The sequence below is a fragment of the Vibrio sp. KUL70 genome, assembly GCF_059725515.1.
Window position 1 is genome coordinate 2,702,968 of record NZ_AP045834.1, and the last position, 23,523, is coordinate 2,726,490.

General features: G+C 46.5%; 26 protein-coding genes, 1 pseudogene and 1 riboswitch. Of the genes and pseudogenes, 14 read left to right on the plus strand and 13 right to left on the minus strand.

Translation table 11 applies throughout. The annotated features are described in order from the left end of the window. Position 1: 1 nt before the first annotated feature. Genes murA through mlaF form a run of 7 tightly spaced genes read right to left on the minus strand, consistent with a single transcriptional unit; the run spans position 2 to position 4,566 of the window. Positions 2 to 1,267, minus strand: a complete 1,266-nt coding sequence (murA, locus tag AC6I7V_RS12045; RefSeq protein ID WP_498010943.1) for a UDP-N-acetylglucosamine 1-carboxyvinyltransferase — start codon at positions 1,265 to 1,267, stop codon at positions 2 to 4. A gap of 8 nt (positions 1,268 to 1,275) precedes the next feature. Then, positions 1,276 to 1,530, minus strand: a complete 255-nt coding sequence (gene ibaG, locus AC6I7V_RS12050; protein WP_032553259.1) for a BolA family iron metabolism protein IbaG — start codon at positions 1,528 to 1,530, stop codon at positions 1,276 to 1,278. Positions 1,531 to 1,543: 13 nt separating this feature from the next. Beyond that, a complete protein-coding gene (locus AC6I7V_RS12055) occupies positions 1,544 to 1,852 on the minus strand; it encodes an STAS domain-containing protein (RefSeq protein WP_255229840.1) in 309 nt (102 codons plus the stop codon). Further along, positions 1,849 to 2,475: an ABC transporter substrate-binding protein gene (locus tag AC6I7V_RS12060; protein WP_420833805.1), complete on the minus strand. Its 627-nt coding sequence runs from the start codon at positions 2,473 to 2,475 to the stop codon at positions 1,849 to 1,851. Before AC6I7V_RS12060 ends, AC6I7V_RS12055 begins: the two co-directional genes overlap by 4 nt. Positions 2,476 to 2,497: 22 nt before the next feature. After that, the gene (gene mlaD / locus AC6I7V_RS12065; protein WP_498010944.1) at positions 2,498 to 2,989 is read right to left on the minus strand and encodes an outer membrane lipid asymmetry maintenance protein MlaD; all 492 of its coding nucleotides are present in this window, start codon (positions 2,987 to 2,989) and stop codon (positions 2,498 to 2,500) included. 2 nt (positions 2,990 to 2,991) lie between these two features. Beyond that, positions 2,992 to 3,771, minus strand: coding sequence for a lipid asymmetry maintenance ABC transporter permease subunit MlaE (gene mlaE / locus AC6I7V_RS12070; protein WP_498010945.1), 780 nt, complete (start codon positions 3,769 to 3,771; stop codon positions 2,992 to 2,994). Beyond that, the gene (gene mlaF / locus AC6I7V_RS12075) at positions 3,772 to 4,566 is read right to left on the minus strand and encodes a phospholipid ABC transporter ATP-binding protein MlaF (RefSeq protein WP_498010946.1); all 795 of its coding nucleotides are present in this window, start codon (positions 4,564 to 4,566) and stop codon (positions 3,772 to 3,774) included. A 264-nt stretch (positions 4,567 to 4,830) separates the two neighbouring features. Between mlaF and AC6I7V_RS12080 the strand changes: the two genes are divergently transcribed. From AC6I7V_RS12080 to AC6I7V_RS12140, 13 genes and pseudogenes are all read left to right on the plus strand, one after another. Then, a complete protein-coding gene (locus AC6I7V_RS12080; RefSeq protein WP_255229835.1) occupies positions 4,831 to 5,796 on the plus strand; it encodes a calcium/sodium antiporter in 966 nt (321 codons plus the stop codon). A gap of 42 nt (positions 5,797 to 5,838) precedes the next feature. Continuing rightward, positions 5,839 to 6,810 (plus strand): arabinose-5-phosphate isomerase KdsD, encoded by a 972-nt coding sequence (gene kdsD, locus AC6I7V_RS12085; RefSeq protein WP_255229834.1) that lies wholly within the window; start codon positions 5,839 to 5,841, stop codon positions 6,808 to 6,810. Next, entirely contained in the window at positions 6,810 to 7,367 is a 558-nt protein-coding gene (gene kdsC, locus AC6I7V_RS12090; protein WP_255229833.1) for a 3-deoxy-manno-octulosonate-8-phosphatase KdsC, read from the plus strand. The genes kdsD and kdsC overlap by 1 nt, the downstream gene beginning before the upstream one ends. Continuing rightward, positions 7,364 to 7,927, plus strand: coding sequence for an LPS export ABC transporter periplasmic protein LptC (lptC, locus tag AC6I7V_RS12095; protein WP_255229832.1), 564 nt, complete (start codon positions 7,364 to 7,366; stop codon positions 7,925 to 7,927). Before kdsC ends, lptC begins: the two co-directional genes overlap by 4 nt. Continuing rightward, complete coding sequence (gene lptA / locus AC6I7V_RS12100; RefSeq protein ID WP_498010947.1) at positions 7,908 to 8,402, plus strand: lipopolysaccharide transport periplasmic protein LptA; 495 nt, start codon at positions 7,908 to 7,910, stop codon at positions 8,400 to 8,402. The genes lptC and lptA overlap by 20 nt, the downstream gene beginning before the upstream one ends. A 2-nt stretch (positions 8,403 to 8,404) precedes the next feature. Then, positions 8,405 to 9,130 (plus strand): LPS export ABC transporter ATP-binding protein, encoded by a 726-nt coding sequence (gene lptB / locus AC6I7V_RS12105; RefSeq protein WP_032553270.1) that lies wholly within the window; start codon positions 8,405 to 8,407, stop codon positions 9,128 to 9,130. Positions 9,131 to 9,184: 54 nt separating this feature from the next. Continuing rightward, entirely contained in the window at positions 9,185 to 10,651 is a 1,467-nt protein-coding gene (locus tag AC6I7V_RS12110) for an RNA polymerase factor sigma-54 (protein ID WP_255229829.1), read from the plus strand. A gap of 24 nt (positions 10,652 to 10,675) precedes the next feature. Next, positions 10,676 to 10,963: a ribosome hibernation promoting factor gene (gene hpf, locus AC6I7V_RS12115; RefSeq protein ID WP_032553272.1), complete on the plus strand. Its 288-nt coding sequence runs from the start codon at positions 10,676 to 10,678 to the stop codon at positions 10,961 to 10,963. Position 10,964: 1 nt separating this feature from the next. Continuing rightward, a complete protein-coding gene (ptsN, locus tag AC6I7V_RS12120) occupies positions 10,965 to 11,426 on the plus strand; it encodes a PTS IIA-like nitrogen regulatory protein PtsN (protein WP_032553273.1) in 462 nt (153 codons plus the stop codon). 1 nt (position 11,427) lies between these two features. After that, positions 11,428 to 12,297, plus strand: a complete 870-nt coding sequence (rapZ, locus tag AC6I7V_RS12125; RefSeq protein ID WP_498010948.1) for an RNase adapter RapZ — start codon at positions 11,428 to 11,430, stop codon at positions 12,295 to 12,297. Between the two features lie 3 nt (positions 12,298 to 12,300). Continuing rightward, entirely contained in the window at positions 12,301 to 12,576 is a 276-nt protein-coding gene (locus AC6I7V_RS12130; protein ID WP_150893324.1) for an HPr family phosphocarrier protein, read from the plus strand. 149 nt (positions 12,577 to 12,725) lie between these two features. After that, on the plus strand, positions 12,726 to 14,081 hold the full coding sequence (gene mgtE / locus AC6I7V_RS12135) for a magnesium transporter (RefSeq protein WP_255229827.1): 1,356 nt from the start codon (positions 12,726 to 12,728) through the stop codon (positions 14,079 to 14,081). 151 nt (positions 14,082 to 14,232) lie between these two features. Beyond that, positions 14,233 to 15,669: pseudogene (locus AC6I7V_RS12140) on the plus strand (IS1182 family transposase). Positions 15,670 to 15,804: 135 nt separating this feature from the next. On the opposite strand, the gene pmbA reads toward AC6I7V_RS12140, so the two are convergent. Next, on the minus strand, positions 15,805 to 17,148 hold the full coding sequence (gene pmbA / locus AC6I7V_RS12145) for a metalloprotease PmbA (protein WP_498010949.1): 1,344 nt from the start codon (positions 17,146 to 17,148) through the stop codon (positions 15,805 to 15,807). Positions 17,149 to 17,266: 118 nt separating this feature from the next. Here pmbA and yjgA point away from each other — a divergent pair, with 118 nt between their 5' ends. Beyond that, positions 17,267 to 17,794 (plus strand): ribosome biogenesis factor YjgA, encoded by a 528-nt coding sequence (gene yjgA, locus AC6I7V_RS12150; RefSeq protein WP_255229824.1) that lies wholly within the window; start codon positions 17,267 to 17,269, stop codon positions 17,792 to 17,794. A 102-nt stretch (positions 17,795 to 17,896) separates the two neighbouring features. Here yjgA and thiQ read toward each other — a convergent pair whose 3' ends face one another. The 5 genes from thiQ to mpl form a co-directional block, all read right to left on the minus strand. Next, positions 17,897 to 18,601 (minus strand): thiamine ABC transporter ATP-binding protein, encoded by a 705-nt coding sequence (thiQ, locus tag AC6I7V_RS12155; RefSeq protein WP_255229823.1) that lies wholly within the window; start codon positions 18,599 to 18,601, stop codon positions 17,897 to 17,899. Beyond that, positions 18,601 to 20,199 carry a thiamine/thiamine pyrophosphate ABC transporter permease ThiP gene (gene thiP, locus AC6I7V_RS12160; RefSeq protein ID WP_498010950.1) on the minus strand — a complete coding sequence of 533 codons (1,599 nt, stop codon included), beginning with the start codon at positions 20,197 to 20,199 and terminating at the stop codon, positions 18,601 to 18,603. Before thiP ends, thiQ begins: the two co-directional genes overlap by 1 nt. A gap of 70 nt (positions 20,200 to 20,269) precedes the next feature. After that, positions 20,270 to 21,262: a thiamine ABC transporter substrate binding subunit gene (gene thiB / locus AC6I7V_RS12165; RefSeq protein WP_255229821.1), complete on the minus strand. Its 993-nt coding sequence runs from the start codon at positions 21,260 to 21,262 to the stop codon at positions 20,270 to 20,272. A gap of 52 nt (positions 21,263 to 21,314) precedes the next feature. Continuing rightward, positions 21,315 to 21,434: riboswitch (TPP riboswitch) on the minus strand. Between the two features lie 43 nt (positions 21,435 to 21,477). After that, the gene (locus AC6I7V_RS12170; RefSeq protein ID WP_498010951.1) at positions 21,478 to 22,101 is read right to left on the minus strand and encodes a flavin prenyltransferase UbiX; all 624 of its coding nucleotides are present in this window, start codon (positions 22,099 to 22,101) and stop codon (positions 21,478 to 21,480) included. A 39-nt stretch (positions 22,102 to 22,140) separates the two neighbouring features. Further along, positions 22,141 to 23,499 (minus strand): UDP-N-acetylmuramate:L-alanyl-gamma-D-glutamyl-meso-diaminopimelate ligase, encoded by a 1,359-nt coding sequence (gene mpl, locus AC6I7V_RS12175; protein ID WP_261882145.1) that lies wholly within the window; start codon positions 23,497 to 23,499, stop codon positions 22,141 to 22,143. Between the last annotated feature and the right edge of the window lie 24 nt (positions 23,500 to 23,523).

Sequence of the window (23,523 nt, forward strand, 5' to 3'; positions counted from 1 at the left end):
CTTAGCTCGATTCACGAAAACGCGTGATGTTAGCACCAAGGGCCGATAACTTATCTTCAATCTTATCGTAGCCACGATCGATGTGATAAATACGGTCAACAATGGTTTCCCCTTGCGCGATACAGCCAGCAATCACTAAGCTTGCTGATGCACGCAGGTCAGTTGCCATCACTTGAGCACCGCTCAGTTTTTCAGTCTCACAGCAAATCGCAGTATTACCTTCAATCTCAGCTTTTGCGCCCATACGCTGTAGTTCAGGGATGTGCATGAAACGGTTTTCGAAAATCGTTTCAGTAATCACGCCACTGCCCTTCGCCATCATGTTTAGCAGCGTAAACTGAGCCTGCATATCAGTTGGGAAGCCCGGGTGCGGAGCCGTTACAATCTTAACTGCTTTCAGCTCACGGTCAGTCATATCAAGGCTGATCCAATCTTCGCCGGTTTCAATCTTAGCACCCGCTTCTTCAAGCTTAGCAAGAGCCGCTTCAAGTAGATGCGCGCTAGTATTGCGACAAACCACTTTACCGCCCGACACAGCCGCTGCTACTAGGAAAGTGCCCGTCTCGATACGGTCGGCAACTACAGCATGCTTACCACCGCCAAGGCGTTCAACACCTTCGATTGTGATGGTATCTGTACCTGCGCCAGAAATCTTCGCACCTAGCTTGTTTAGGAATTCCGCAGTATCGACAATCTCAGGCTCACGCGCTGAGTTATCAAGTACAGTGGTGCCTTCTGCCAATGTTGCTGCACACATAATGGTAATGGTCGCACCAACGCTCACCTTATCCATTACGATGTGCGCGCCCTTTAGACGACCATCAACATTCGCTTTTACATAGCCGTCTTCTAGAGTGATCTCGGCACCTAGCTGCTCCAAACCGTGAATATGGAGATCCACCGGACGAGCACCAATCGCACAACCACCAGGCAGTGATACTTGGCCTTGACCAAAACGCGCCACTAGTGGCCCTAAAGCCCAAATCGAAGCACGCATTGTTTTTACTAGATCATACGGTGCGCAAAATTCGTTAATTTCGCTACCATCGACATGTACGCTCCCGTTACGAGACACTTTTGCACCTAGGCGCTTAAGTAGCTCCATCGTGGTGTCGATATCACGTAGGTGAGGAACATTACTTACTTCAACTGGCTCTTCTGCCAAAATTGAAGCAAACAAAATAGGTAGTGCAGCATTTTTTGCACCAGAGATCGTCACTTCACCGTTTAACGGCTGATCCGATCCAATAACTCGAAACTTTTCCATCATAAACCTTAAAGTGACATCAGTTTCTTATCACGTTCCCACTCTTCTGGCGTGTATGCCTTGATAGAAAGAGCATGGATGTCATTGCGTTGAATGTACTCCATTAGTGGGCCGTAGATCAGTTGCTGCTTCTTAACGCGGTTCATGCCGTCAAAACATGCATCCACTGCAACAACTTCGTAATGGCTACCTTCGCCCTTCACGATAATCTCTTGAAGGTTAAGTGCCTCTGCTAATAATTCTTGTACTTTTGTGCTGTCCACAAATAGCTCCTGCCTAATCTTTTAAGTGTTCTGCCATCATTGGCTGGATATTGCTCAATTGGAACAACGTTCGTAATTGTTCTGGCACGAAACTGAGCATTATATGACAGTTTTGATTTTTTGCATGCTCTATTAAGTGAATTAGCATCACCATTCCTGATGAATCGATACGCTCAACCGTGTTGAGGTTCACTTGCACGCGAGATTCTGTCGTTTTCCATGCCTTTAATGTGCGCCAAATTGCAGGCACACTGTCGCGGTCTAAATCACCACTTAGCTGAAATTCGACCGAGCTAAGCTCGCTCCATTGCGTTTGACTCATTTTTTTGAGCTCTCAAAACGGATAGGTTGTGCCGCTAGCTGCTCTAATTCTTTAGCCACGGAAAGAATCCCTTGTTGGCGAATCTTAGTGTTCCACTCTGATTGCTTACTCGAGAGTAGACTGATCCCTTCAGCCACCATATCAAAGGCTTTCCACTCACCGGTTTTCTTATCTTTACGCAGCTTAAACTCAAGTTTGATGTTCGGTCTTGGCGAATCAATGATGTCGACTTTGATGCTGGTAATACGGCTATCAGGTTTGATATTTGGCTCTGGGCCAAACTGAATAGTTTGGTCCGTGTATTGTGTCAGCACTTGAGCGTAAGAAGAAACAAGGTATTCACGGAACGCGTCAATGAAGACGAGTACGTCATCTTTCTTGGCACCTTTCAGATTTGGTCCCAATAGTTTTAGTGCTGCGTACTGTGCGTTGACATAAGGCATCAGCTCTTCTTCAACAATCACCTTCAACAACTCTGGGTCTTGTTTGATGCTCTCTTGCTCTACCTTGAGACGGTTAAATGCCACCTCAGAAACCTGGGTCATCATTTGATAAGGCTGTGTTTGGTCAATATTCTCTTTGGCTACAACATTAGTCGCAAAGATCACAGCCACGACCATCATAAACACTCTTTTTAACATGAATCTATTCCTCAGTTGTCGCTTCGTCAGAGCCGCCAACGCTGTAAAGCACTTGGCCAATTAGATCTTCTAATACTAATGCAGATTTGGTGTCTTCGATAACATCACCGTCAACCAACATCTCTTCATCTCCAAAGACAAAGCCGGGCACTAGGCTGATGTACTGCTCACCAATCAAACCTGATGTCAAAATCTGTGCACTTGACGTTTCTGAAAACTGGTCATATTTCGCATCAATCGATAGCTCGACGACAGGTAGATAACTTTCTGTATCTAGCTGAATGCTGTTCACGCGGCCAACAACAACGCCACCAACCTTCACCGGAGAGCGAACTTTCAAGCTACCGATATTATCGAACGTCGCTTTTAGTGTGTAAGTATGGTTGGAACCTAGCCCTTTCACGTCAGCGACTTGAAAGATCATGATTAAGATTGCGCAAATTCCCGCGATAACAAAGCTACCGACCCATAATTCTAATTTTCGAGTTTGTTGCATGATTAATTCCCGAACATCAATGCTGTAAGAACAAAATCTAGCCCTAATACTGCTAGAGAAGAGTGCACCACGGTACGAGTGGTTGCACGGCTAATACCTTCCGAGGTTGGTATTGCGTCATAGCCATTAAACAGAGCAATCCAAGTGACGGTAATTGCGAACACCATGCATTTGATCATGCTGTTGCCAATATCTCGTCCTAGCTCAACTGAAGACTGCATCGCTGACCAGAAGCTACCGTGATCAATGCCTTTCCAATCCACACCAACCAGTTGACCGCCCCAGATACCAACCGCCATAAAAATCATAGCCAACAGTGGCATTGAAATAAGGCCAGCCCAAAGCCGCGGTGCGATCACGCGCTTTAGTGGGTCTACTGCCATCATTTCGAGGCTAGAGATCTGCTCGGTTGCCTTCATTAAGCCAATCTCAGCCGTTAAAGCAGAACCTGCTCGCCCTGCAAAAAGCAGCGCTGTCACTACCGGACCCAATTCACGCAGCAGTGACAAAGCGACCATCTGGCCGAGGTTACCTTCTGCACCATAATCAATCAGTACCACGTAGCCTTGTAAGCTGAGTACCATACCGATAAACAGTCCAGAGACGACGATGATCGCCAGTGACTGAACTCCTACGCTATATAACTGCTTCACCAATAGCGGGAAGTTTTTTAAGCGCGGAATACCGAAAAAAGCACCCGACAACATCAAACTTGCGCGACCAAATGCTTCGCACATCGCTAATGCTCGGCGACCGACTCCAGCGATATAATTTACAAACATCTAGAATAGATCCTTCTCTAAACTTTGGGCTGGGAAACGAAACGGAACTGGGCCATCCGCTTCACCATTCAAGAATTGCTGTACTCGTGGATCGGCATTTTGTCGCAGCTCTTCAGGTGTCCCTTTCGCAATAATTTTGCCATCGGCGAGTAGGTAAACCCAATCAGCAATGCTCATCACCTCTGGCACATCGTGCGATACCACAATTGAGGTGAGACCTAACGCTTGATTAAGATTACGAATAAGCTCAACCAATACACCCATAGTGATAGGGTCCTGACCAACAAAGGGTTCATCGTACATAATGAGGTCGGGATCGAGAGCGATTGCTCTTGCTAGCGCCGCACGCCTTGCCATACCGCCAGACAACTCACTCGGCATTAACTGCGCTGCACCACGCAGTCCAACAGCCTCAAGTTTAAGCAGCACAATGGTGCGAATCAGAGACTCATCCAATTCAGTGTGTTCACGCAGCGGAAAAGCAACGTTATCGAAGACATTAAGATCAGTAAAAAGTGCCCCTGACTGGAACAACATGCTCATTTTTTTACGAGCTTGGTAAAGCTTACGTCGCGATAAACTCGGAATGTTGTCACCATCAAACCAAATTTCACCTTGATCTGGAGAGAGCTGCCCACCAATTAAGCGCAACAACGTCGTTTTACCGATGCCCGATGGTCCCATGATGGCCGTTACTTTTCCTTGAGGAACTTCGAGATCGATATTATCGAAAATCACTCGCTCCCCTCGAGAAAAGCTGAGGTTCTTAACTTTCACAAGCTCATTCTTTAGCATGCTTTTGTTATGTCCTTGCTCTAAAAAACGCCAATAATTGTGCTCATGATAAGTAGTCTGAATGAGAATTAAAAGCACTGTTCAATTAATTATAGTAAATCAAAACATTAAGCAGAGAATTGAAACTATTGAGAAATATCCCTACAAATGCACTTTCTTTACAACTTAGTCAGAATTAATTGTATCCGTGACTTCCCTTTTATCTAGCAACACGTCAAAATTAGCGGTTAATTGTCCATTTTTTATTAATTTTTAGGAATCATCATGCTTGAAGCGATTGCGTTTCTTATTATCGGCCTAGGTTTTTTGGTGTGGAGTGCAGATAAACTGGTTTACGGTGCTGCGGCATTGGCTCGCAACTTCGGAATCTCTCCCCTAGTTATCGGTATGACGATTCTTGCAATGGGCTCTTCTGCCCCTGAAATGATGGTTTCTGCAACCGCAGCACTTGACGGAAAAACGGACACTGCCGTAGGTAACGTGCTTGGTTCAAACATCGCCAACATCGCGCTAATTCTGGGCATTACAGCACTGATTAAGCCGCTCTCTATTAGCTCTGCAGTAATCCGCCGTGAACTGCCTTTGATGATTGGTGTCACATTGCTGGCCGGTGCGCTTCTGTGGGATAGCTACCTGGGCTTCTACGAAGGTATTCTGCTGTTCGTACTGTTTGCAGCATTCTTATTTGCAATGTTGCAGATCAGCCGCCGCGAAAAAAGCAACGGCGATGCCTTTATCGAAGAACAAGAGTCTGAAATTCCTCAAGGTGTTAGTAACATCAAAGCCGTTATGTGGGTGATTGTTGGTCTGATTGTTTTGCCTATTTCTGCAGATATGTTGGTTAACAACGCGGTTATTATTGCGAAATACTTCGGCATGAGTGACCTTGTTATCGGTCTAACCATTATCGCTGTCGGCACTAGCCTTCCTGAATTAGCAGCTTCACTTGCAGGCGTAATGAAGGGCGAAGATGACATGGCTGTCGGTAACATTATCGGTTCTAACGTATTTAACATCCTTGCGGTTATGGGTATCCCTGGCATCCTAAACCCTTCTATTCTAAGCGAGTTAGCAATGGGTCGTGACTTCTGGGTCATGCTCGGTGTTTCTCTGCTGTTGGTTGTTATGGCGCTTGGCAAATCACGCAGTGTCAACCGCATTGAAGGTGGCGCACTTGTGGTTTGCTTCTTGGCATACCAAGGCTACCTGCTGATGAACATGTCAGCGTAATCACAAACCAAGCATTCCTTTTATAAGACTCTGGAGTATCTGATGTCTCAATCATTCGATTACCGTAGTGTTGCTAAACAAGTATTAGAGATTGAAGTTGCTGGCCTCAATCAACTTGACCAGTACTTTAATGACGACTTTTGTCGCGCTTGTGATCTCATCCTCAACAACCAGGGCAAAGTGGTTGTAATGGGAATGGGTAAATCAGGACACATCGGCAATAAGATTGCTGCGACACTGGCGAGCACTGGCACCTCCGCGTTTTTTGTTCATCCAGGTGAAGCCGCACATGGTGATTTGGGCATGGTCGAATCGGGCGATATCGTAATAGCGATCTCCAACTCTGGCGAATCAGATGAGATTCTTAGCCTATTTCCAGTGCTAAAACGCTTAAACATCAAAATCATCAGTATGACAGGCAAACCAAAGTCGAACATGGCGACCCTGTCAGATATCCATCTTCAAATAACTGTACCTGAAGAGGCATGCCCGCTTGGTTTGGCACCAACCAGCAGTACAACCGCTACACTAGTAATGGGTGATGCTCTGGCTGTCGCACTACTGCAAGCGCGTGGCTTTACAGCGGAAGACTTTGCGCTGTCGCATCCAGGTGGAGCACTCGGTCGCCAGCTGTTATTGAAGCTGGAAGATATTATGCATACCGGTGATGAACTGCCTAAAGTAGCTCCCAATGCACTTGTTCGTGATGCTCTACTTGAGATCTCCCAGAAAGGTTTAGGTATGACCGCAGTTGTCGATGAACAAGATAAAATGCTCGGTATATTTACCGATGGGGATTTACGCAGAATCTTAGACAAACGCATCGATATACATACGACTCAAATTGGTGATGTGATGACGCAAAACCCAACCGTGGCCGATCCAAACATGTTGGCAGTCGAAGGTCTTAACTTGATGCAAGAGAAGAGCATCAACGGTTTGATGCTTTGCCAAAATGGAATGCTGGTTGGCGCGCTTAACATGCACGACCTACTGAAAGCAGGAGTAATGTAATGACTCAAACTGTTGCCACACTTTACGGTTCTGTCGATGCTGACGTTTTTCAGATCGCGAAAGAGATAAAGCTGCTAATCTGTGATGTAGACGGCGTGTTTTCTGATGGTCTTGTTTACATGGGTAACCAAGGTGAAGAGCTTAAGACCTTTCATACCCGCGATGGCTACGGCATTAAGTCTTTAATGAATGCAGGGATTGAAATCGCCATCATTACCGGGCGTCAATCACAAATCGTCGAAAACCGCATGACAGCTCTCGGTATTAAGCTGATCTATCAAGGTCAAGACGACAAGGTTAAAGCTTATCAAGATATCTGCGATAAACTGAATATCGCTCCAGAGCATACTGGCTACATTGGTGATGACCTGATTGACTGGCCAGTGATGGAAAAAGTGGCATTGAAAGTGTGTGTCGCGGATGGTCACCCGCTACTCGTGCAACGAGCAAACTACGTAACCAATATCAAAGGTGGTCACGGAGCCGTGCGTGAAGTTTGCGACCTTATTTTACAAGCAAGGGATGAGCTAGACGTGCACAAAGGTCTAAGCATATGAGTTTAACCCGTATTATCTATTTAATACTGTTGTTTATTGCATCTTGGTCAGCTTATTACCTGTATGACAAAGAGCAAGACACCGCCATTCAGGTAGCTCCAAATCTGGAGTTGCCCGTGTTCAGCGGCAGGAATCTAGATAATATCAGCTATGACCAAGAAGGTATTCGTAGCTATCAAATTGAATCAAACCACCTAGAGCACTACTCAAAAAGTGGCAATACCCTGTTTGAAAACCCGGTGCTCTCCGTATTTCGTGATGGTCACACAATCGAATGGCAGATGACCGCAAGGCGTGCAGTACTCGACGACGACCAAACGTTAACACTTTATGATAATGTAATAGTGAAAAACCTATTACCAGAAGCCAGCTTCGACAACATGACTATGGATAAGTTAGTTGTTGAGCTCACTAGCCGAGACTTTCACTCTGAAAGCACAGTTCGTCTGATCGGCCCATTATTTGAAACTGAGGGACAAGCTATGAAGGGCAACTTCGATAGCAACACTGCAACCCTCTTTGAAAATGTTCAAGGTAGATATGAAACTCTTACACCTTAGTTTACTTGCTTTTGCGTTTGCAGCGCCAAACGCCCTTGCTCTGTCATCAGATACAGAGCAACCTGTTTATATCGATTCAGACAGCCAACAACTCGACATGAAGAGCAACAAGGTTACGTTTGAAGGCGATGTAAAACTAAAGCAAGGCAGCATTAATATTAACGCTGACAAAATCATCGTTACGCGTAATGCAAGCAGCGGTGAAATCGAAGCGATTCAAGGTTTTGGTAAACCAGCGCTTTTCTCACAGCTTACCGACGATGGTAAAACGTTAAACGGACAGGCGTTCGAGCTGAACTATAAGTTGAGTACAGACAAGCTCATCATGACCAAAGAAGCGCAGCTATCTCAAGACGGAAACCTAATTCGTGGTTCCAAGATCACCTATCAGATCTCCTCACAAAAACTGGTTGCTGACAGCGATGAAAATGAGCGTGTTTCAACCGTTCTTCAACCAGCACAAGTGAACAATTAACTATGGCAGTCTTAAAAGCACAAAACCTGGCGAAGACCTACAGCAAACGTAAGGTCGTAACAGACGTGAGCCTGCAAGTCGAGTCTGGACAAATCGTTGGCTTACTGGGCCCTAACGGTGCTGGCAAAACCACCTCTTTCTACATGATCGTTGGTCTGGTTGCGCGTGATGAAGGCACCATCAGCATCGATGATAACGACATCAGTATCCTACCGATGCATAGCCGTTCACGTTTGGGTATCGGTTATCTACCGCAAGAAGCGTCTATCTTCCGCAAGCTTTCCGTTGAAGACAACATCATGTCGGTACTGCAAACACGTAAGGAATTAACGCCAGAAGAGCGCCAAGATAAACTCGAAGACCTGCTTGAAGAGTTCCATATTCAACACATTCGCACCAGTAACGGTATGGCACTGTCTGGTGGTGAGCGACGTCGTGTTGAAATTGCTCGCGCTCTGGCTGCGAATCCTCAGTTTATTCTGCTCGATGAACCTTTCGCGGGTGTTGACCCGATCTCAGTTATTGATATCAAGAAAATCATCGAGCACTTGCGTGATCGCGGTCTTGGCGTTTTGATCACTGACCACAACGTTCGTGAAACATTAGACGTGTGCGAAAAGGCTTATATTGTGAGCCAAGGGCACTTGATCGCCGAAGGTTCACCGGAGGATGTTCTCAATAACGAACAAGTGAAACAAGTTTATCTAGGCGAACAATTCCGTCTATGATTATATAGAGCGTATCGAAAATTCTAAGAATAATAACTAGGTAAGTAATACTGAATGAAACCCTCATTACAACTTAAGCTAGGCCAGCAATTAGCAATGACCCCACAGCTACAACAAGCGATCCGTTTGTTGCAGTTGTCTACGTTGGATTTGCAACAAGAGATTCAAGAGGCTTTGGAATCAAACCCACTTCTCGACGTAGAAGAGGGGAATGATGACGCCCCTACAAACTCTGAAGAAAAACCTAGCCGTGACGAGAAAGAAACAGCAGAGGCCACTGCTGAACCAGACTTACCTGACAGTTCCGATCTGATTGAAAAGTCAGAAATTGGCAACGACTTAGAAATCGATACTACTTGGGAAGATGTGTACAGTGCTAACACTGGTAATACTGGTATTGCGATCGACGATGATATGCCGGTTTACCAAGGTGAGACAACACAAAGCCTGCAAGATTACCTATTGTGGCAATTAGACCTTACGCCATTTTCAGAAACTGACCGTACTATTGCATTAGCGTTAATTGATGCAATTGACGACTACGGCTACCTGACTGTTTCGAGTGAAGAGATCCTTGAAAGCTTCGACAACGAAGAGATTGAACTCGACGAGATTGAAGCCGTTCGAAAACGTATTCAACAGTTCGATCCGCTCGGCGTGGGCTCGCTGAACTTGCAAGACTGTTTGCTACTTCAACTGGCGACATTCCCTGAAGATACTCCGTGGCTGACAGAGGCAAAGTTAGTACTTACTAGCCACATCGACCAGTTAGGCAATCGTGATTACAAACTGATCATCAAAGAAACCAAGCTTAAAGAAGCAGAGCTACGTGAAGTTCTGCAGCTTATACAGCAACTAGACCCGAGACCAGGCAGCAAAATTACCCCGGATGAAACCGAGTATGTTGTCCCTGATGTATCGGTGTTTAAAGATCTAGGTAAGTGGTTAGTCACCATCAACCCAGATAGCGTACCAAAGCTGAAAGTGAACCAGCAGTACGCCGACTTAGGCAGTAAAGGCAATAGTGCTGACAACCAATACATTCGCTCCAACTTGCAAGAGGCAAAATGGCTAATTAAGAGCCTAGAGAGTCGAAATGAGACCCTACTCAAAGTTGCGCGATGCATTGTTGAACATCAGCACGATTTCTTCGAACATGGTGAAGAAGCCATGAAGCCTATGGTGTTGAATGACGTCGCTCTTGCAGTCGACATGCATGAATCCACAATTTCTCGTGTTACGACACAGAAGTTCATGCACACACCACGAGGCATTTTTGAGCTGAAATACTTCTTCTCTAGTCATGTCAGCACAGACAACGGCGGAGAGTGTTCATCAACAGCAATTCGTGCGCTGATTAAGAAACTGGTGGCTGCTGAAAACACAGCGAAACCACTCAGCGACAGCAAGATTGCTGCTTTACTGGCTGACCAAGGAATTCAGGTAGCTAGAAGAACCATAGCAAAATACCGTGAATCTTTAGGCATTGCCCCTTCGAGTCAGCGTAAACGCCTGCTATAGGGCACTAACTGAAAAGGAAAGTCTATGCAAATCAATATTCAAGGCCATCACGTTGATCTTACCGATTCAATGCAAGACTATGTTCACACCAAATTTGAAAAGCTTGAACGCTTTTTTGAGCACATTAATAACGTTCAAGTCGTATTGAAAGTTGAGAAAATCAATCAGATTGCGGAAGCAACGCTTCATGTCAATCAAGGCGATATTCATGCGACAGCTACCGATGAAAATATGTATGCTGCAATTGATTCATTAGTTGATAAACTCGTTCGCCAACTCAACAAGCACAAAGAAAAGCTAAGTAGTCACTAACATGCAATTAAGCGAAGTACTTTCATTGGACTGCACCAAAAGTGCAGTTCAATGCACAAGCAAGAAAAGAGCTCTAGAAATCATCAGCCAAATCGCAGCCGAGAGCTGTGGTCAAGACTCAACAGAGTTGTTCGAGTGCATGCTGAGTCGAGAGAAAATGGGCAGTACTGGCATCGGAAATGGTATCGCTATTCCCCATGCTCGTATGAATGTCAGCGACAAAGCGATCGCTGTTCTATTACAGTGCCAAGACCCTATCGAGTTTGATGCGATCGATAACCGCCCTGTTGATCTGCTATTTGCACTTTTGGTTCCTAGCGAGCAATGCAAAGAGCATCTTAAAACGCTTTCTTGCATGGCAGAACGACTCAACGATAAGCAAACGCTGAAACAACTGCGCAATGCACAAAGCGATCAAGAGCTTTACGACATTATGATCCAAGTGCCGACTTGCGAGCAATAACATGCGCCTTATCGTAGTTAGTGGTCAATCAGGCGCTGGCAAAAGCGTTGCATTGCGAGTTCTTGAAGATCTCGGGTATTACTGTGTTGATAACTTACCTGTTAACCTGCTCGGTAACTTCGTTGAGTCAGTCAAAGAGATCAATCAAAACGTTGCAGTAAGCATCGATATACGCAACCTGCCTAAAGAACCTCATCTTGTCACAGAGACACTGGCTCAATTAGAAGATGCCGCCAATATTGATGTTAGCGTGCTGTTTTTAGATGCAAGCAAACAAACACTGCTCAAGCGCTATAGCGAAACGCGCCGCATCCACCCACTTTCTCTGGGTGACGATAAACTCTCTCTAGAACAAGCCATCAACCTCGAGAAGCAGCTGCTTTCTCCACTGGCTGACCAAGCCGATATTTTGATTGATAGTAGTAATTGCAACCTCTACGAATTGAGTGAGCAGGTACGCCTTAAAGTTGAAGGCAAAGAGAAGCAAGAGCTGATTATTGTTTTTCAATCCTTTGGTTTTAAATACGGTTTACCTAGCGATGCAGACTATGTGTTTGATGTTCGTTTCCTGCCAAACCCTCACTGGGAGCCAGATCTCAGACCGCTGACTGGACTTGATGCTCCGATTCACTCTTTCCTAGAAAAACACCAGGAAGTGATCGAACTGAAGCAGCAGATTCAAGGTTTTGTCGAGCAATGGTTGCCAATGTTAGAAAAGAACAATCGCAGTTACCTAACGGTAGCAATTGGTTGTACTGGTGGTAAGCACCGCTCTGTCTACCTGACTCAAAAGATCGGTGAATACTTTGACCAACTGGGCCACCAAGTACAGATTCGACACGCTTCATTAGAAAAAAACCAACAGGCCTAAATCATGGAATTGACCCGCACTGTACTCATTCAAAACCGTTTGGGGCTTCATGCTCGCGCAGCAGTAAAACTGGTCGAGCTTGCCCAGAGCTTCAATGCCACTTTGACCATTCATAGTGAAGATGAGAAAAGCGCGACAGCAGACAGTGTTATGGGATTACTCATGCTTGAATCTGCGCAAGGTCAGCACATTCGCATTCAAGCTGAAGGCGACGATGCTCAACAGGCACTTGATGCTGTCTGCCACCTAATCGAAGATAAATTTGACGAAGGCGAGTAACTGAAACCGGGCAATGCCCCACCACAGCCTCGCCTTCCAACGCCTACCAAGCCTAAATCTTAGTTCTCCATAAGTTAATGATTTAACTACGTCGTAGAATTAAGTTACTATTCCTAACATCCATAGAATAATGAGAAGAGGAGGAAAACATGGCAGAGCAATTTGAATTTGACCAAGCTCACCAAACCCTCCAAGAAGTCAGCGAAGCCCTTGAAAACGGCCGATTTGTTCACGTACGTCGACAACTTCAGGACATGGAGCCTGAAGATATTGCGCACCTTTTAGAAGCCTCCCCTCGCAAGAGTCGTGATGTACTTTGGCAACTTACCGATCCTGAAGACTACGGTGAAATTCTTGATGAGCTGAACGAAGACGTTAAGGATGCGTTGGTGTCGAAAATGGCACCAGAGATGCTCGCAGAGGCAACCGAAGGGATGGAGACCGATGACGTCGCCTACGTACTTCGAAGCCTGCCCGATGATGTTTCTCGTGAAGTTCTATCACAGATGGACTCAGCAGACCGAGCCTTGGTCGAGACTGCGCTGTCTTATCCAGAGGACTCTGCTGGTGCATTGATGAACACCGACGTAATCACCATTCGTGGTGATGTCGACGTCGATGTCGTTCTGCGCTATCTACGCATACGCGGTGAGCTGCCGGATGCGACGGACACGCTATACGTGATTGATGAAGATGAGCGTTTAATCGGTAATCTTTCTCTAACTACACTGATTACCACTCAACCAGAAACCCTTGTTTCTGAAGTGATGGATGACGCTGATGAAGCGATCGCTGTTGAAACCAGCGCTTCCGATATCGCGAGCCTATTTGAGCGTCGTAACTGGGTATCGGCTCCAGTTGTTGATGAAAACCAACATCTTGTCGGTCGTATCACCATCGATGACGTGGTTGACGTGATTCGTGAAGATGCCGAGCACTCAATGATGAGTATGGCGGGTATGGACGATGACGAAGATACCTTCGCGCCTGTCGTAAAGTCTGCACGTCGTCGTAGTGTCTGGCTTGGTGCAAACGTGTTAGCCGCCCTTGCAGCCGCTTCGGTTTCGAATATGTTTGAAGCAACCCTCGACCAAATGGCAGCCATTGCGGTACTGATGACCATCGTACCTTCAATGGGTGGTGTAGCAGGTAACCAAACCGTCGCTCTGGTTATTCGTGGTCTAGCACTTGGTCACATTGGTGACAGTAACAAGCGAGAGCTATTGCTAAAAGAAGCCGCGATCGGTTTCCTCAATGGTGTCTTATGGGCATGCATCATCGGCGGTATCGTTGTGGCTTGGAAAGGCAACTGGATACTTGGCGGGATCATTTCTGCGGCAATGCTGACCAATTTAATCGTGGCAGGTATTGCTGGGGTAACCATCCCTGTGATGCTGAAGAAGATGAATATCGACCCAGCACTGGCTGGAGGTATGGCGCTGACTACCGTGACCGACGTGATTGGACTATCGGTATTCTTGGGCTTAGCAACAATACTCATCTAGTCTGAATGAGTGGCAGCTTTGAGCGAGAAGCTTAAGTCTAGACACTAAATAACCAAAGGGAGCCAGCGGCTCCCTCAGACTGCTGACAAAGGTCTAGCTTTCAAGCTAGACCTTTGATCTAATAGGGGTATCGAAATATGGATATCTCACTATGCTTCAAGAGCCTTCACCTCAACAATATGAACTCGAAATGGTCACCATGGAACAGCTCGTTCCTCAGAACCATTTAGTTCGTAAGATAGATAAAGCCATCGACTTCGAGTTTATCCGTAATGAAGTCGCTCACCTCTACTGTAAAGACAACGGTCGCCCACCTGTTGACCCTGTACGCCTGTTTAAAATCATCCTGCTTGGTTACCTCTTCGGAATAAAAAAGCGAGCGACAACTCGTGAAAGAGATTGAAGTCAATGTCGCTTATCGATGGTTCCTGCGTATGTCACTGACAGAGAAAGTTATCCATGCATCGACACTCAGCCAAAACCGTATTCGCCGCTTTAATGGTACCGATGTGTTTGAGCGTATCTTTATCAATATCGTAGAGCAGGCAATGGCGAAAGGTTTGGTCGCAGGCCAAGAACTATTTACTGACAGCACGCACCTAAAAGCCAATGCCAACAAAAATAAGCACACGAACAAAGTGACTAAGGTTCGCGCCAGTGCTTATCTTGATATGCTCGATGAAGATGTCGCGCTAGACCGAGAGAAAGAGGGTAAGAAACCTCTAAAGTCACGTACCGCTGAGCCTAAAACTAAGAACACCAAAACGAGTACTACCGACCCGGAAAGTGGCTTCATGACTCGAGATAATAAGCCCCAAGGCTTCTTCTATCTCGACCACCGTACAGTGGATGGACAGCATGGCATTATCTTAGATACCCATGTCACAGCAGGTAATATCAATGACTCTCAACCTTATGTGAAGCGTCTGGACTATACCCTAGAGCAATTTAACCTTAATCCAATCGCCGTTGGACTCGACGCGGGCTACTTCACTGCGCCAGTCGCTGAGTCATTAGAGCGTCGAAATATCTTGGGCGTGTTCGGTTATCGCAGACCATCGAGAACAAAGAATGCGTTCAAGAAAAAGCACTTCATCTACAATGAAGAGCGAGACAGTTACCGCTGCCCTAACGGTCAAGAGCTCATCTATAAAACAACGTCTAGAGATGCGTATCGTGAGTATCACTCCGACCCGAAAGAGTGTGCGTTCTGTCCAATGAGAGATGACTGTACGCAAAGTAAAAATATGAAGAAAGTCATTACAAGACACATCTATACGGACGCGATGGATAGAGCCAACCAAATGCGGCTCTCACCTTATGGAAAAAGACGTATAGGCGAAGAAGTGAGACGGTAGAGCGGAGCTTCGCCGACGCTAAGCAGCACCATGGTCACCGTTATGCCCGCTTCCGCGGGCTCTCGAAAGTGCAAATGCAATGTTGGTTGGCAGCTGCCGCTCAAAACATCAAGAAGATAGCCTTGGTGGTGAGCTATTTACAAAAAATAGGGCTAAATATGTCCCAAATACGTCAAATTATGGCGTCTAGATGCCAATTTAAGTGTTGGGCTCTTCCAAACTTCGCATAATAAAAAAATATCGCGATCGCGGCCTACGGCCGCTCGAAAAAGAGAACCCCACTTCAAAAAGTGGGGTTCGTCAGCAATCTGAGGGAGCCAGCGGCTCCCTTTTTAATTGTTCAGATTTGCGAAATGTGATTGGTATTACTCGCCTGCTACTTTCATCGACTCAAGCAAGATCGAGCCGGTTTGAATCTGTGAGCGTGTCTCTACATCGCTACCAACCGCAACAATCTGATTGAACATATCTTTCAGATTACCTGCAATCGTCACCTCAGACACTGGGTATTGAATCTCACCATTTTCAACCCAGAAGCCTGCGGCTCCACGAGAGTAATCCCCCGTTACTGTGTTTACGCCTTGCCCCATAACTTCGGTCACAAGCAAACCCGTGCCTAGCTCTTTTAGCATTTGCTCGAAGTTCTGCCCCGTCGATTGAACAAACCAGTTGTGAATACCACCAGCATGGCCCGTTGGCGTCATATCCATCTTACGTGCCGCGTAGCTAGTCAGCAGGTAAGTCGCTAATACACCATCAGTAATAATCTCACGGTCTTGTGTATAGACACCTTCACTATCAAATGGGCTCGACGCTAAGCCGCGTAAGATATGGGGACGTTCAGAGATATTGAACCATTCTGGTAAGATTTTCTCGCCTAGGTGATCCAATAAAAATGACGCTTTACGGTAAAGGTTGCCGCCACTGATCGCCATAACGAGGTGTCCGATGAGGCCCGTTGCTACATCGGCTGCAAACATGATCGGGTATTGACCGGTTGGTAGCTTCTTAGCATCCAAACGACTAATGGTCTTTTCTGCTGCTTCTTGACCCACACGCTCAGGCGCCCACAGCTCGTCACGGTGACGTGCAACGGTGTAGCTGTAGTCTCGTTCCATTTCGCCATTAATGCCCTGTCCAATCACACAACAGCTCGTGCTGTGGCGGCTTGAAGCATAACTTGCAAGCAGACCGTGGCTATTGCCATATACCTTTACGCCGTAGTGACTATCGTAGCTAGCACCATCGCTTTGCTTGATCTTATCGCTGTACGCGAGTGCTTGCTTCTCAGCCGCAATCGCGATTTCAGCCGCATAGTCAGGGTTTGGCTCATCAGGGTGGAACAGATCTAAGTCTGGAATCTCTTTAACCATGAACTCTTTAGGAGCCGGCCCTGCATAAGGATCTTCAGAGGTATATTGAGCGATATCTAAAGCCGCCGCCACGGTTTGGGCGATCGCCTTTTCGCTCAAATCAGATGTAGATGCACTGCCTTTTTGTTGGCCGCGATAAACAGTAATACCAAGGGCACCATCACTATTAAATTCAACGTTTTCAACCTCACACATGCGTGTAGAGACACTCAAACCTGTTGATTTAGTAATAGCCACCTCTGCAGCATCGGCACTGACTGAAGCCATATCTAACGCTTTTGCTACTGCTGCTTCTAGCTCAACACGTTGCTGAGCGACTTGCTGTTTTACATCCATATCTATTCTATTTTTGAAGGTCTATATTACGTAGGATAACAAGAATTTCGCTTTCTCCCCAAGATTCTTGCTAAAATAGCGGATATATTCGATTGAGATAGTGATATAGGCAAATAAGATGGCTCGCAAAAACCAAAAAGCCCCGTGGGAACCAGAAGAAGAAATCATCTGGGTAAGTAAGACGGAAATGAAAGAGGACATGGAAGCGCTGCAAAAGTTGGGCGAGGAACTCGTGGAGCTTAAGCCTTCTGTACTAGAGAAGTTCCCTCTGTCTGAAGATTTGGCGGAAGCGATTAAAGATGCACAACGCTTTAAAAATGAAGCGAAACGTCGTCAACTGCAGTACATCGGTAAAGTGATGCGCAACGAAGATCCAGAGCCAATTCAAGCGGCTCTAGATAAAGTTCGTAACAAACACTCTCAAGCAACCGCTGAGCTGCACAAGCTTGAGCAATTACGCGACCGTATTGTTGAAGACGGTGATACAGCTATCTCTGAAGTGGTTGAAGCGCACCCTGAAGCAGACCGTCAGCGTCTACGTCAATTAGCGCGTCAGGCAAACAAAGAGAAAAAAGCGGGTAAGCCGGCAAAAGCGTACCGCGAGATCTTCCAAGTTCTAAAAGAACTTAAACAAGACGAGCTATAAGACTCATCACGCGATCAACAAAGCCTAGCTTCTGCTAGGCTTTTTCATATCTGCGTATTTACTACCAAACCGCATTTTAGCACCAGTATTTTAAACGAAGGGTTACTCGCCGGCGCGGACAAAAGAGGCCAATTCAGGCTGTGGGTGTTGCGCTGTGAGCGCATCTATCGCCTCCGCTACCAGCACTTGTCCTTTAGCTACAAAGGCAAACTTATTGGCAATACTGCGAGCATCTCCTAGATGGTGAGTCACCATGATTACCGTAACATTTCGTTCCGCGGCTAGTTGTTTCACCAAGGCTAACATCTCTTCTCGCAACAAAGGGTCCAGCGCAGAGAAGGGTTCGTCTAACAACCAAATAGGGTGTGGCTGCACAAAACACCGAGCTAATGCGACACGCTGACGCTGTCCACCAGAAAGATGCTCCGGTAATCGATCAAGATACTGTTCGACACCGACTTGCTCTGCCGCTTGTTGTACTTGCTGTTGTTGCGCTTTGGTTAGTTTAAGGCCTGGGTGCAGCCCTAAGCCGATATTTTCTCTAACCGTAAGGTGAGCAAACAAATTGTGCTCTTGAAATAACATAGCAAGTGGACGCTGGTAAGCATCCAAACCAACAAGCGATTGACCTGAAACCGAAATAGCGCCCGATGACGGTTCTATAAATCCCGCGATCAATGCCAGCAAGGTCGACTTACCCGCACCACTCGGCCCCATCAAGGCAACAACATCACCTTGTTCAGCCATAAAATCAAAATGAAACAGCTCCTGATGATAGTGGTAATCAACATCTTGCATCACTAACATTAGGCACCTCTCTGGTTAGATGTTCGAGTAAATAAGAATTCAATTAAACTGAAGCTGCCAACGCTCAGCATCAGCAAGCTCACTGAAACCACAGCAGCGGCCTCCATCTGATAACTGCCTAGTAACTGGAATAGATACAGAGGGAGAGTTCTAAAATCGGCACTGCCAAACAGTGCAATGGCACTCAAGTCCCCCATCGACAACATGAAACTAATCGAGAAGGCTTGCGCCATAGGTTTACGCAGCGCTCGCCACTCCACCAGCTTAAACCGGTGCCAACCTTTCATACCTAAACTCGCGCACAAATACTGATATTGCTGAGCAACGTGCAGCATCGGCTGAGCTAAGTTTTTGATCACATACGGGAGCGCCATTAAGCTGTTAACGGCAATCACAACAAAAAAGGCTAAGCTAAACACATCGGTTATCGAACGTAACAGCAGGAAGATACCGGTACTCACCACTAAGCCGGGGGTCACCAATATAATAGTACCTATCAATTCGATCTTATCGGCGCGAAATGACTTGTTTTGCAAGCGCCATGCTCGACTGGTCATCAAAATGGCCACTCCAACCAAAAGCGCAATCACACTCGCGCTAATCGCTACTTTCAGTGAGTTAAATAGCGCTAGCCAAAACGGTTCACTGGTTAACACCGCCATCGCTTCACTGTTTAAGCCACCCACAATGACCATCAACAGTGGCGGTAAAACCAGTAATGAGGCTACGATGATCCAAAAGCTGTCCCAAGCTTTTGCGCTATAGGTGTCCTTAACCAAAAACTTCGCTTCAGACAGTTGACCAACGCTGACAGAAACAGGCTTAGAAAGGCGTTGAATACTCACGGCCAACACGCCACAGAGTAGCATCTGCCATATCGCTAACAGAGCACCGGCTTGCAGATCAAAATCAAATTTAATCGCTTGATAGATCGCAAGCTCGATGGTTGTCGACTTAGGACCACCGCCCAATGCCATCACAGTTGCAAAACTGGTAAAGCAGAGCATAAAGACTAAACCACACACATGCGGCAGCTGCTGCTTAAGGCGCGGCCATTCAACCCACTTAAATTTATCCCAGTGACTCATTCCAAGGTGTGCACATAACTTGTGTTGCTCAACCGGAACCGTATCTAAAGCTTGTAACAACAATCGACTTGCATAAGGCAGATTGAAAAAGACATGCGCTAGCAAAATGCCATTCAATCCATAGATGGAAAATGGCAAGTCCATATCAATAGCTTGAAGCAGTTTCGCCAGCCAACCACTATTACCATAGATGGCCAAAATACCAAATACGCCGACCAATACTGGCAGAACCAAGGTGGAAGCAAACAGCCTTAGCAGTAGGGAACGACCTGGGAATTGGCGGCGAGATAAGGCATGTGCCACAGGAACCGCAAATACAACGCTCAATAACATGGATAGCGTTGCTTGATAAAAACTGAATTTGGTAACGTGCCAGTAATATGGATCAGACCATACTTGGCTGATATCAAGAGAAGGGGCATTGCTTAGCAATGCCCCTACTGATGAAACCACAAAGGCGGTAATGGTGAACGCGACCCAAATACCCACCTTAGGTGTATTCTTTAACATAAAGAGTGATTATCTCGATGTTGAGCCTCTAATGGGAATAGAGGCTCAATGCCCAACATCGGGCTCTTAATTAAAAAGTCAGGGCGTTTTGCCACTCACGAATCCACGGCTTGCGCTTCTCAGCCACTTCTTCAGAAGTGAAGCTTAGGGATTTATTTGGCATCGTCAGCTGTTCAAACCCTTTTGGTAGCTCGACATCCGTCACTGGATACATCCAGTTACCGGTCGGCATCGCTGATTGGAATTCGTCACTCAGAATGAACGCCATGAACTCATCAGCTAGCTTCTCATTATCGCTGCCTTTCACTTTTGCGGCCACTTCAACTTGCGTGTAATGACCTTCCGCAAAATCAGCAGACGCATATTTCGTGTCACTCTCAGCGATGATGTGGTAAGCCGGAGAAGTCGTGTATGAGAGCACCATATCTGACTCACCCTCAAGGAACATAGAGTAAGCTTCAGACCAGCCTTTAGTCACAGTAACGGTTTTCTTGGAAAGCTGCTTCCACGCTTGAGTTGCATCGTCGCCATAAACCGACTTCATCCACAGCATCAGACCTTGGCCTGGCGTTGAAGTACGCGGATCTTGGTAAATCACCTTGAGATCGTCACGCTGTTCAACCAACTCTTTCAAGCTCTTAGGTGGGTTTGATAGCTTTTCTGTGTTGTAGATAAATGAGAAGTAACCGAAGTCATAAGGAACAAAGGTGCTGTCATCCCAACCATTAGGTAGCACTACCGAAGAGGTATCGACACTATGCTCGGAAAGTAGACCCGTTTTCTTCGCTTCCGCCATTAGGTTTTGATCAAGGCCAAGCACCACATCGGCTTTACTATTGCCACCCTCTAGACGCAAGCGGTTTAGAATTGACACTCCGTCTTCCAGCGCAACAAAGTTCACATCACAGCCACATTTCTCTTCAAATGCTTTCTCTACAGCAGGACGCGGGCCCCAGTCTGCAGCGAAAGAATCATAAGTATATACCGTAAGAGTATTATCGGACGCTAGTGCGGAAAAAGAAGCCGCTGTAGTAACAGCAAGAGTGGTTAATGCAAATTTCACTGGACGCTCTCCGTGGTCTGAGCGGCACAGGCTTGAGGGAGGACAACGGAAACGTACTGCCTAACTCAATTCCTACGCCAGCATTATCTGGTTCAGGTTTACGGGTCCCAAGTTGACACTTGATCTCAGCCACCATTCATTATTTGAATGGTTAGCTCCCCGATGAGTAAGCAGAATTGTAATTGTATTTTAACCAATAAGCTACAAAGTTCGCCTTAATGACGCTGATCGTAGCCCCATCTTGGTACTAAACCCTGCTCTATCCCTAGGTGGTCAAGAATGCGAGCTACCATGAAATCGACAAGGTCATCGATCGATTTTGGCTGATGATAGAAACCCGGAGCCGCTGGCATGATGGTCACTCCCATCGTCGAGAGTTTGTGCATATTTTCCAAGTGTAGCGTCGAGAATGGCGTCTCTCGAACCACTAACAACAACTGACCGCGCTCTTTCATAACGACATCGGCAGCGCGTTCAATCAAGTTATCAGACATACCGTGAGCTATAGATGCAACGCTTCCTGCTGAACATGGGCAAACCACCATCTGCTTAGGCGCGGCAGAGCCTGAAGCAACAGGAGAGAACCAATCGTCTTTACCGCACACCACCAAACGGTCAGGATCGCAGTTCAGGTGTTTGACCAACACTGCTTTGGCCGCATCAGGGCCTGAAGGCAGCTTGAGATCATGTTCGGTCGCTAGCACTACTCTCGCAGCCGACGATATTAACAGGTATACCTGATAATCAGCGGCAAGTAGGCACTCTAATAAGCGCAAGCCGTATGGGGCACCAGAAGCGCCGGTGAATGCGAGGGTAATCGCTTTACTCTGTTTGGTCATGATCTCTTGTACTTCTTAAATCGATTAGAACGCGTGTATTTAACCTTTGGCCGCCAATCCATCAAGCAATTTCTGATGTATACCACCAAAACCACCATTGCTCATCACTAAGATTTGGTCACCCGGTTGCGCTTGCTCAATAATGCTCGTGACTAAAGAATCTAGATCGTCACTGACAATAGCGGGCTGATGACAAGCGTCTGCGACCTCTTGAACCGACCAATCGATGTTATCTGGTTGGAACAAGAAAGTGCGGTCCGCTTGCTTCAACGAATCGGCAAGGGTTTCTTTATGCACGCCTCGCTTCATCGTAGCAGAGCGAGGCTCCAATACGGCGATAATTTTACTATTGCCTACCTTATTACGTAGGCCACCTAGAGTAAGTTCAATTGCCGTTGGGTGATGCGCAAAATCGTCGTATACCGTAACTCCAGCCACTTCCCCTTTTAGCTCTAAACGACGCTTGGTATTGATAAACTTGGCCAAAGACTCACACGCCAGGTCGGGAGTCACGCCGACATGTCTAGCGGCAGCGATCGCCATCAAAGCATTATTGACGTTGTGATCCCCCACCAACGGCCATTCAACCTGACCGACACATTCACCTTGGAACAACACGTTGAACTGCGAGCCATCTTTGACTCGCTTTTCAGCACGCCAATCCGCCTCTTCACCCGCAAATTCCGTTTCACTCCAACACCCGCGAGACAATACATCCTCAAGAGCACGATCCTGTTGAGGAGCAAAAATTCGCCCATTACCAGGAACAGTACGAATCAAGTGATGGAATTGACGTTTAATCGCCTCCAGATCGTCGAAAATATCCGCATGGTCAAACTCAAGATTGTTCATTACCAAGGTTCTCGGGTGGTAATGAACAAACTTAGAACGCTTATCAAAAAAAGCACTGTCGTACTCATCGGCCTCAACCACAAAGAACATGCTTTCACCCAGTCGAGCAGAGATACCAAAGTTACCCAACACCCCTCCAACTAAGAATCCAGGCGCATAACCACAATCTTCTAAAATCCACGCTAGCATACTGGCTGTTGTGGTTTTTCCATGAGTGCCCGAAACCGCCAGAACCCAGCGGTCATGCAGCAGGAACTCTTGTAACCACTGTGGACCCGAGGTGTATTTCAGGTTGTTATCTAGTACATATTCAACACAAGGATTACCGCGACTCATCGCGTTGCCAATCACCACTAGATCGGGTCTTGGCTCCAGTTGGCTCGGGTCAAAACCTTCAATAATATCGATGCCTTGTGACTCTAATAGTGTGCTCATTGGTGGGTAAACATTGGCATCACAACCTGTCACTTTGTGACCTAATTGACGGGCTAATACCGCTGCACCACCCATAAAGGTGCCGCAAATTCCTAAGATATGAATATGCATATATCGCTTCCAAAAACGGGCAAA

What these genes read in the sequence shown, in the direction of transcription:
- murA (WP_498010943.1), bottom strand. Translation starts at nt 1,267, where the DNA reads ATGGAAAAGTTTCGAGTTATTGGATCGGATCAGCCGTTAAACGGTGAA.
- AC6I7V_RS12055 (WP_255229840.1), bottom strand. Translation starts at nt 1,852, where the DNA reads ATGAGTCAAACGCAATGGAGCGAGCTTAGCTCGGTCGAATTTCAGCTA.
- AC6I7V_RS12060 (WP_420833805.1), bottom strand. Translation starts at nt 2,475, where the DNA reads ATGATGGTCGTGGCTGTGATCTTTGCGACTAATGTTGTAGCCAAAGAG.
- mlaD (WP_498010944.1), bottom strand. Translation starts at nt 2,989, where the DNA reads ATGCAACAAACTCGAAAATTAGAATTATGGGTCGGTAGCTTTGTTATC.
- mlaE (WP_498010945.1), bottom strand. Translation starts at nt 3,771, where the DNA reads ATGTTTGTAAATTATATCGCTGGAGTCGGTCGCCGAGCATTAGCGATG.
- mlaF (WP_498010946.1), bottom strand. Translation starts at nt 4,566, where the DNA reads ATGCTAAAGAATGAGCTTGTGAAAGTTAAGAACCTCAGCTTTTCTCGA.
- AC6I7V_RS12080 (WP_255229835.1), top strand. Translation starts at nt 4,831, where the DNA reads ATGCTTGAAGCGATTGCGTTTCTTATTATCGGCCTAGGTTTTTTGGTG.
- kdsD (WP_255229834.1), top strand. Translation starts at nt 5,839, where the DNA reads ATGTCTCAATCATTCGATTACCGTAGTGTTGCTAAACAAGTATTAGAG.
- kdsC (WP_255229833.1), top strand. Translation starts at nt 6,810, where the DNA reads ATGACTCAAACTGTTGCCACACTTTACGGTTCTGTCGATGCTGACGTT.
- lptC (WP_255229832.1), top strand. Translation starts at nt 7,364, where the DNA reads ATGAGTTTAACCCGTATTATCTATTTAATACTGTTGTTTATTGCATCT.
- lptA (WP_498010947.1), top strand. Translation starts at nt 7,908, where the DNA reads ATGAAACTCTTACACCTTAGTTTACTTGCTTTTGCGTTTGCAGCGCCA.
- lptB (WP_032553270.1), top strand. Translation starts at nt 8,405, where the DNA reads ATGGCAGTCTTAAAAGCACAAAACCTGGCGAAGACCTACAGCAAACGT.
- AC6I7V_RS12110 (WP_255229829.1), top strand. Translation starts at nt 9,185, where the DNA reads ATGAAACCCTCATTACAACTTAAGCTAGGCCAGCAATTAGCAATGACC.
- hpf (WP_032553272.1), top strand. Translation starts at nt 10,676, where the DNA reads ATGCAAATCAATATTCAAGGCCATCACGTTGATCTTACCGATTCAATG.
- ptsN (WP_032553273.1), top strand. Translation starts at nt 10,965, where the DNA reads ATGCAATTAAGCGAAGTACTTTCATTGGACTGCACCAAAAGTGCAGTT.
- rapZ (WP_498010948.1), top strand. Translation starts at nt 11,428, where the DNA reads ATGCGCCTTATCGTAGTTAGTGGTCAATCAGGCGCTGGCAAAAGCGTT.
- AC6I7V_RS12130 (WP_150893324.1), top strand. Translation starts at nt 12,301, where the DNA reads ATGGAATTGACCCGCACTGTACTCATTCAAAACCGTTTGGGGCTTCAT.
- mgtE (WP_255229827.1), top strand. Translation starts at nt 12,726, where the DNA reads ATGGCAGAGCAATTTGAATTTGACCAAGCTCACCAAACCCTCCAAGAA.
- pmbA (WP_498010949.1), bottom strand. Translation starts at nt 17,148, where the DNA reads ATGGATGTAAAACAGCAAGTCGCTCAGCAACGTGTTGAGCTAGAAGCA.
- yjgA (WP_255229824.1), top strand. Translation starts at nt 17,267, where the DNA reads ATGGCTCGCAAAAACCAAAAAGCCCCGTGGGAACCAGAAGAAGAAATC.
- thiQ (WP_255229823.1), bottom strand. Translation starts at nt 18,601, where the DNA reads ATGTTAGTGATGCAAGATGTTGATTACCACTATCATCAGGAGCTGTTT.
- thiP (WP_498010950.1), bottom strand. Translation starts at nt 20,199, where the DNA reads ATGTTAAAGAATACACCTAAGGTGGGTATTTGGGTCGCGTTCACCATT.
- AC6I7V_RS12170 (WP_498010951.1), bottom strand. Translation starts at nt 22,101, where the DNA reads ATGACCAAACAGAGTAAAGCGATTACCCTCGCATTCACCGGCGCTTCT.
- mpl (WP_261882145.1), bottom strand. Translation starts at nt 23,499, where the DNA reads ATGCATATTCATATCTTAGGAATTTGCGGCACCTTTATGGGTGGTGCA.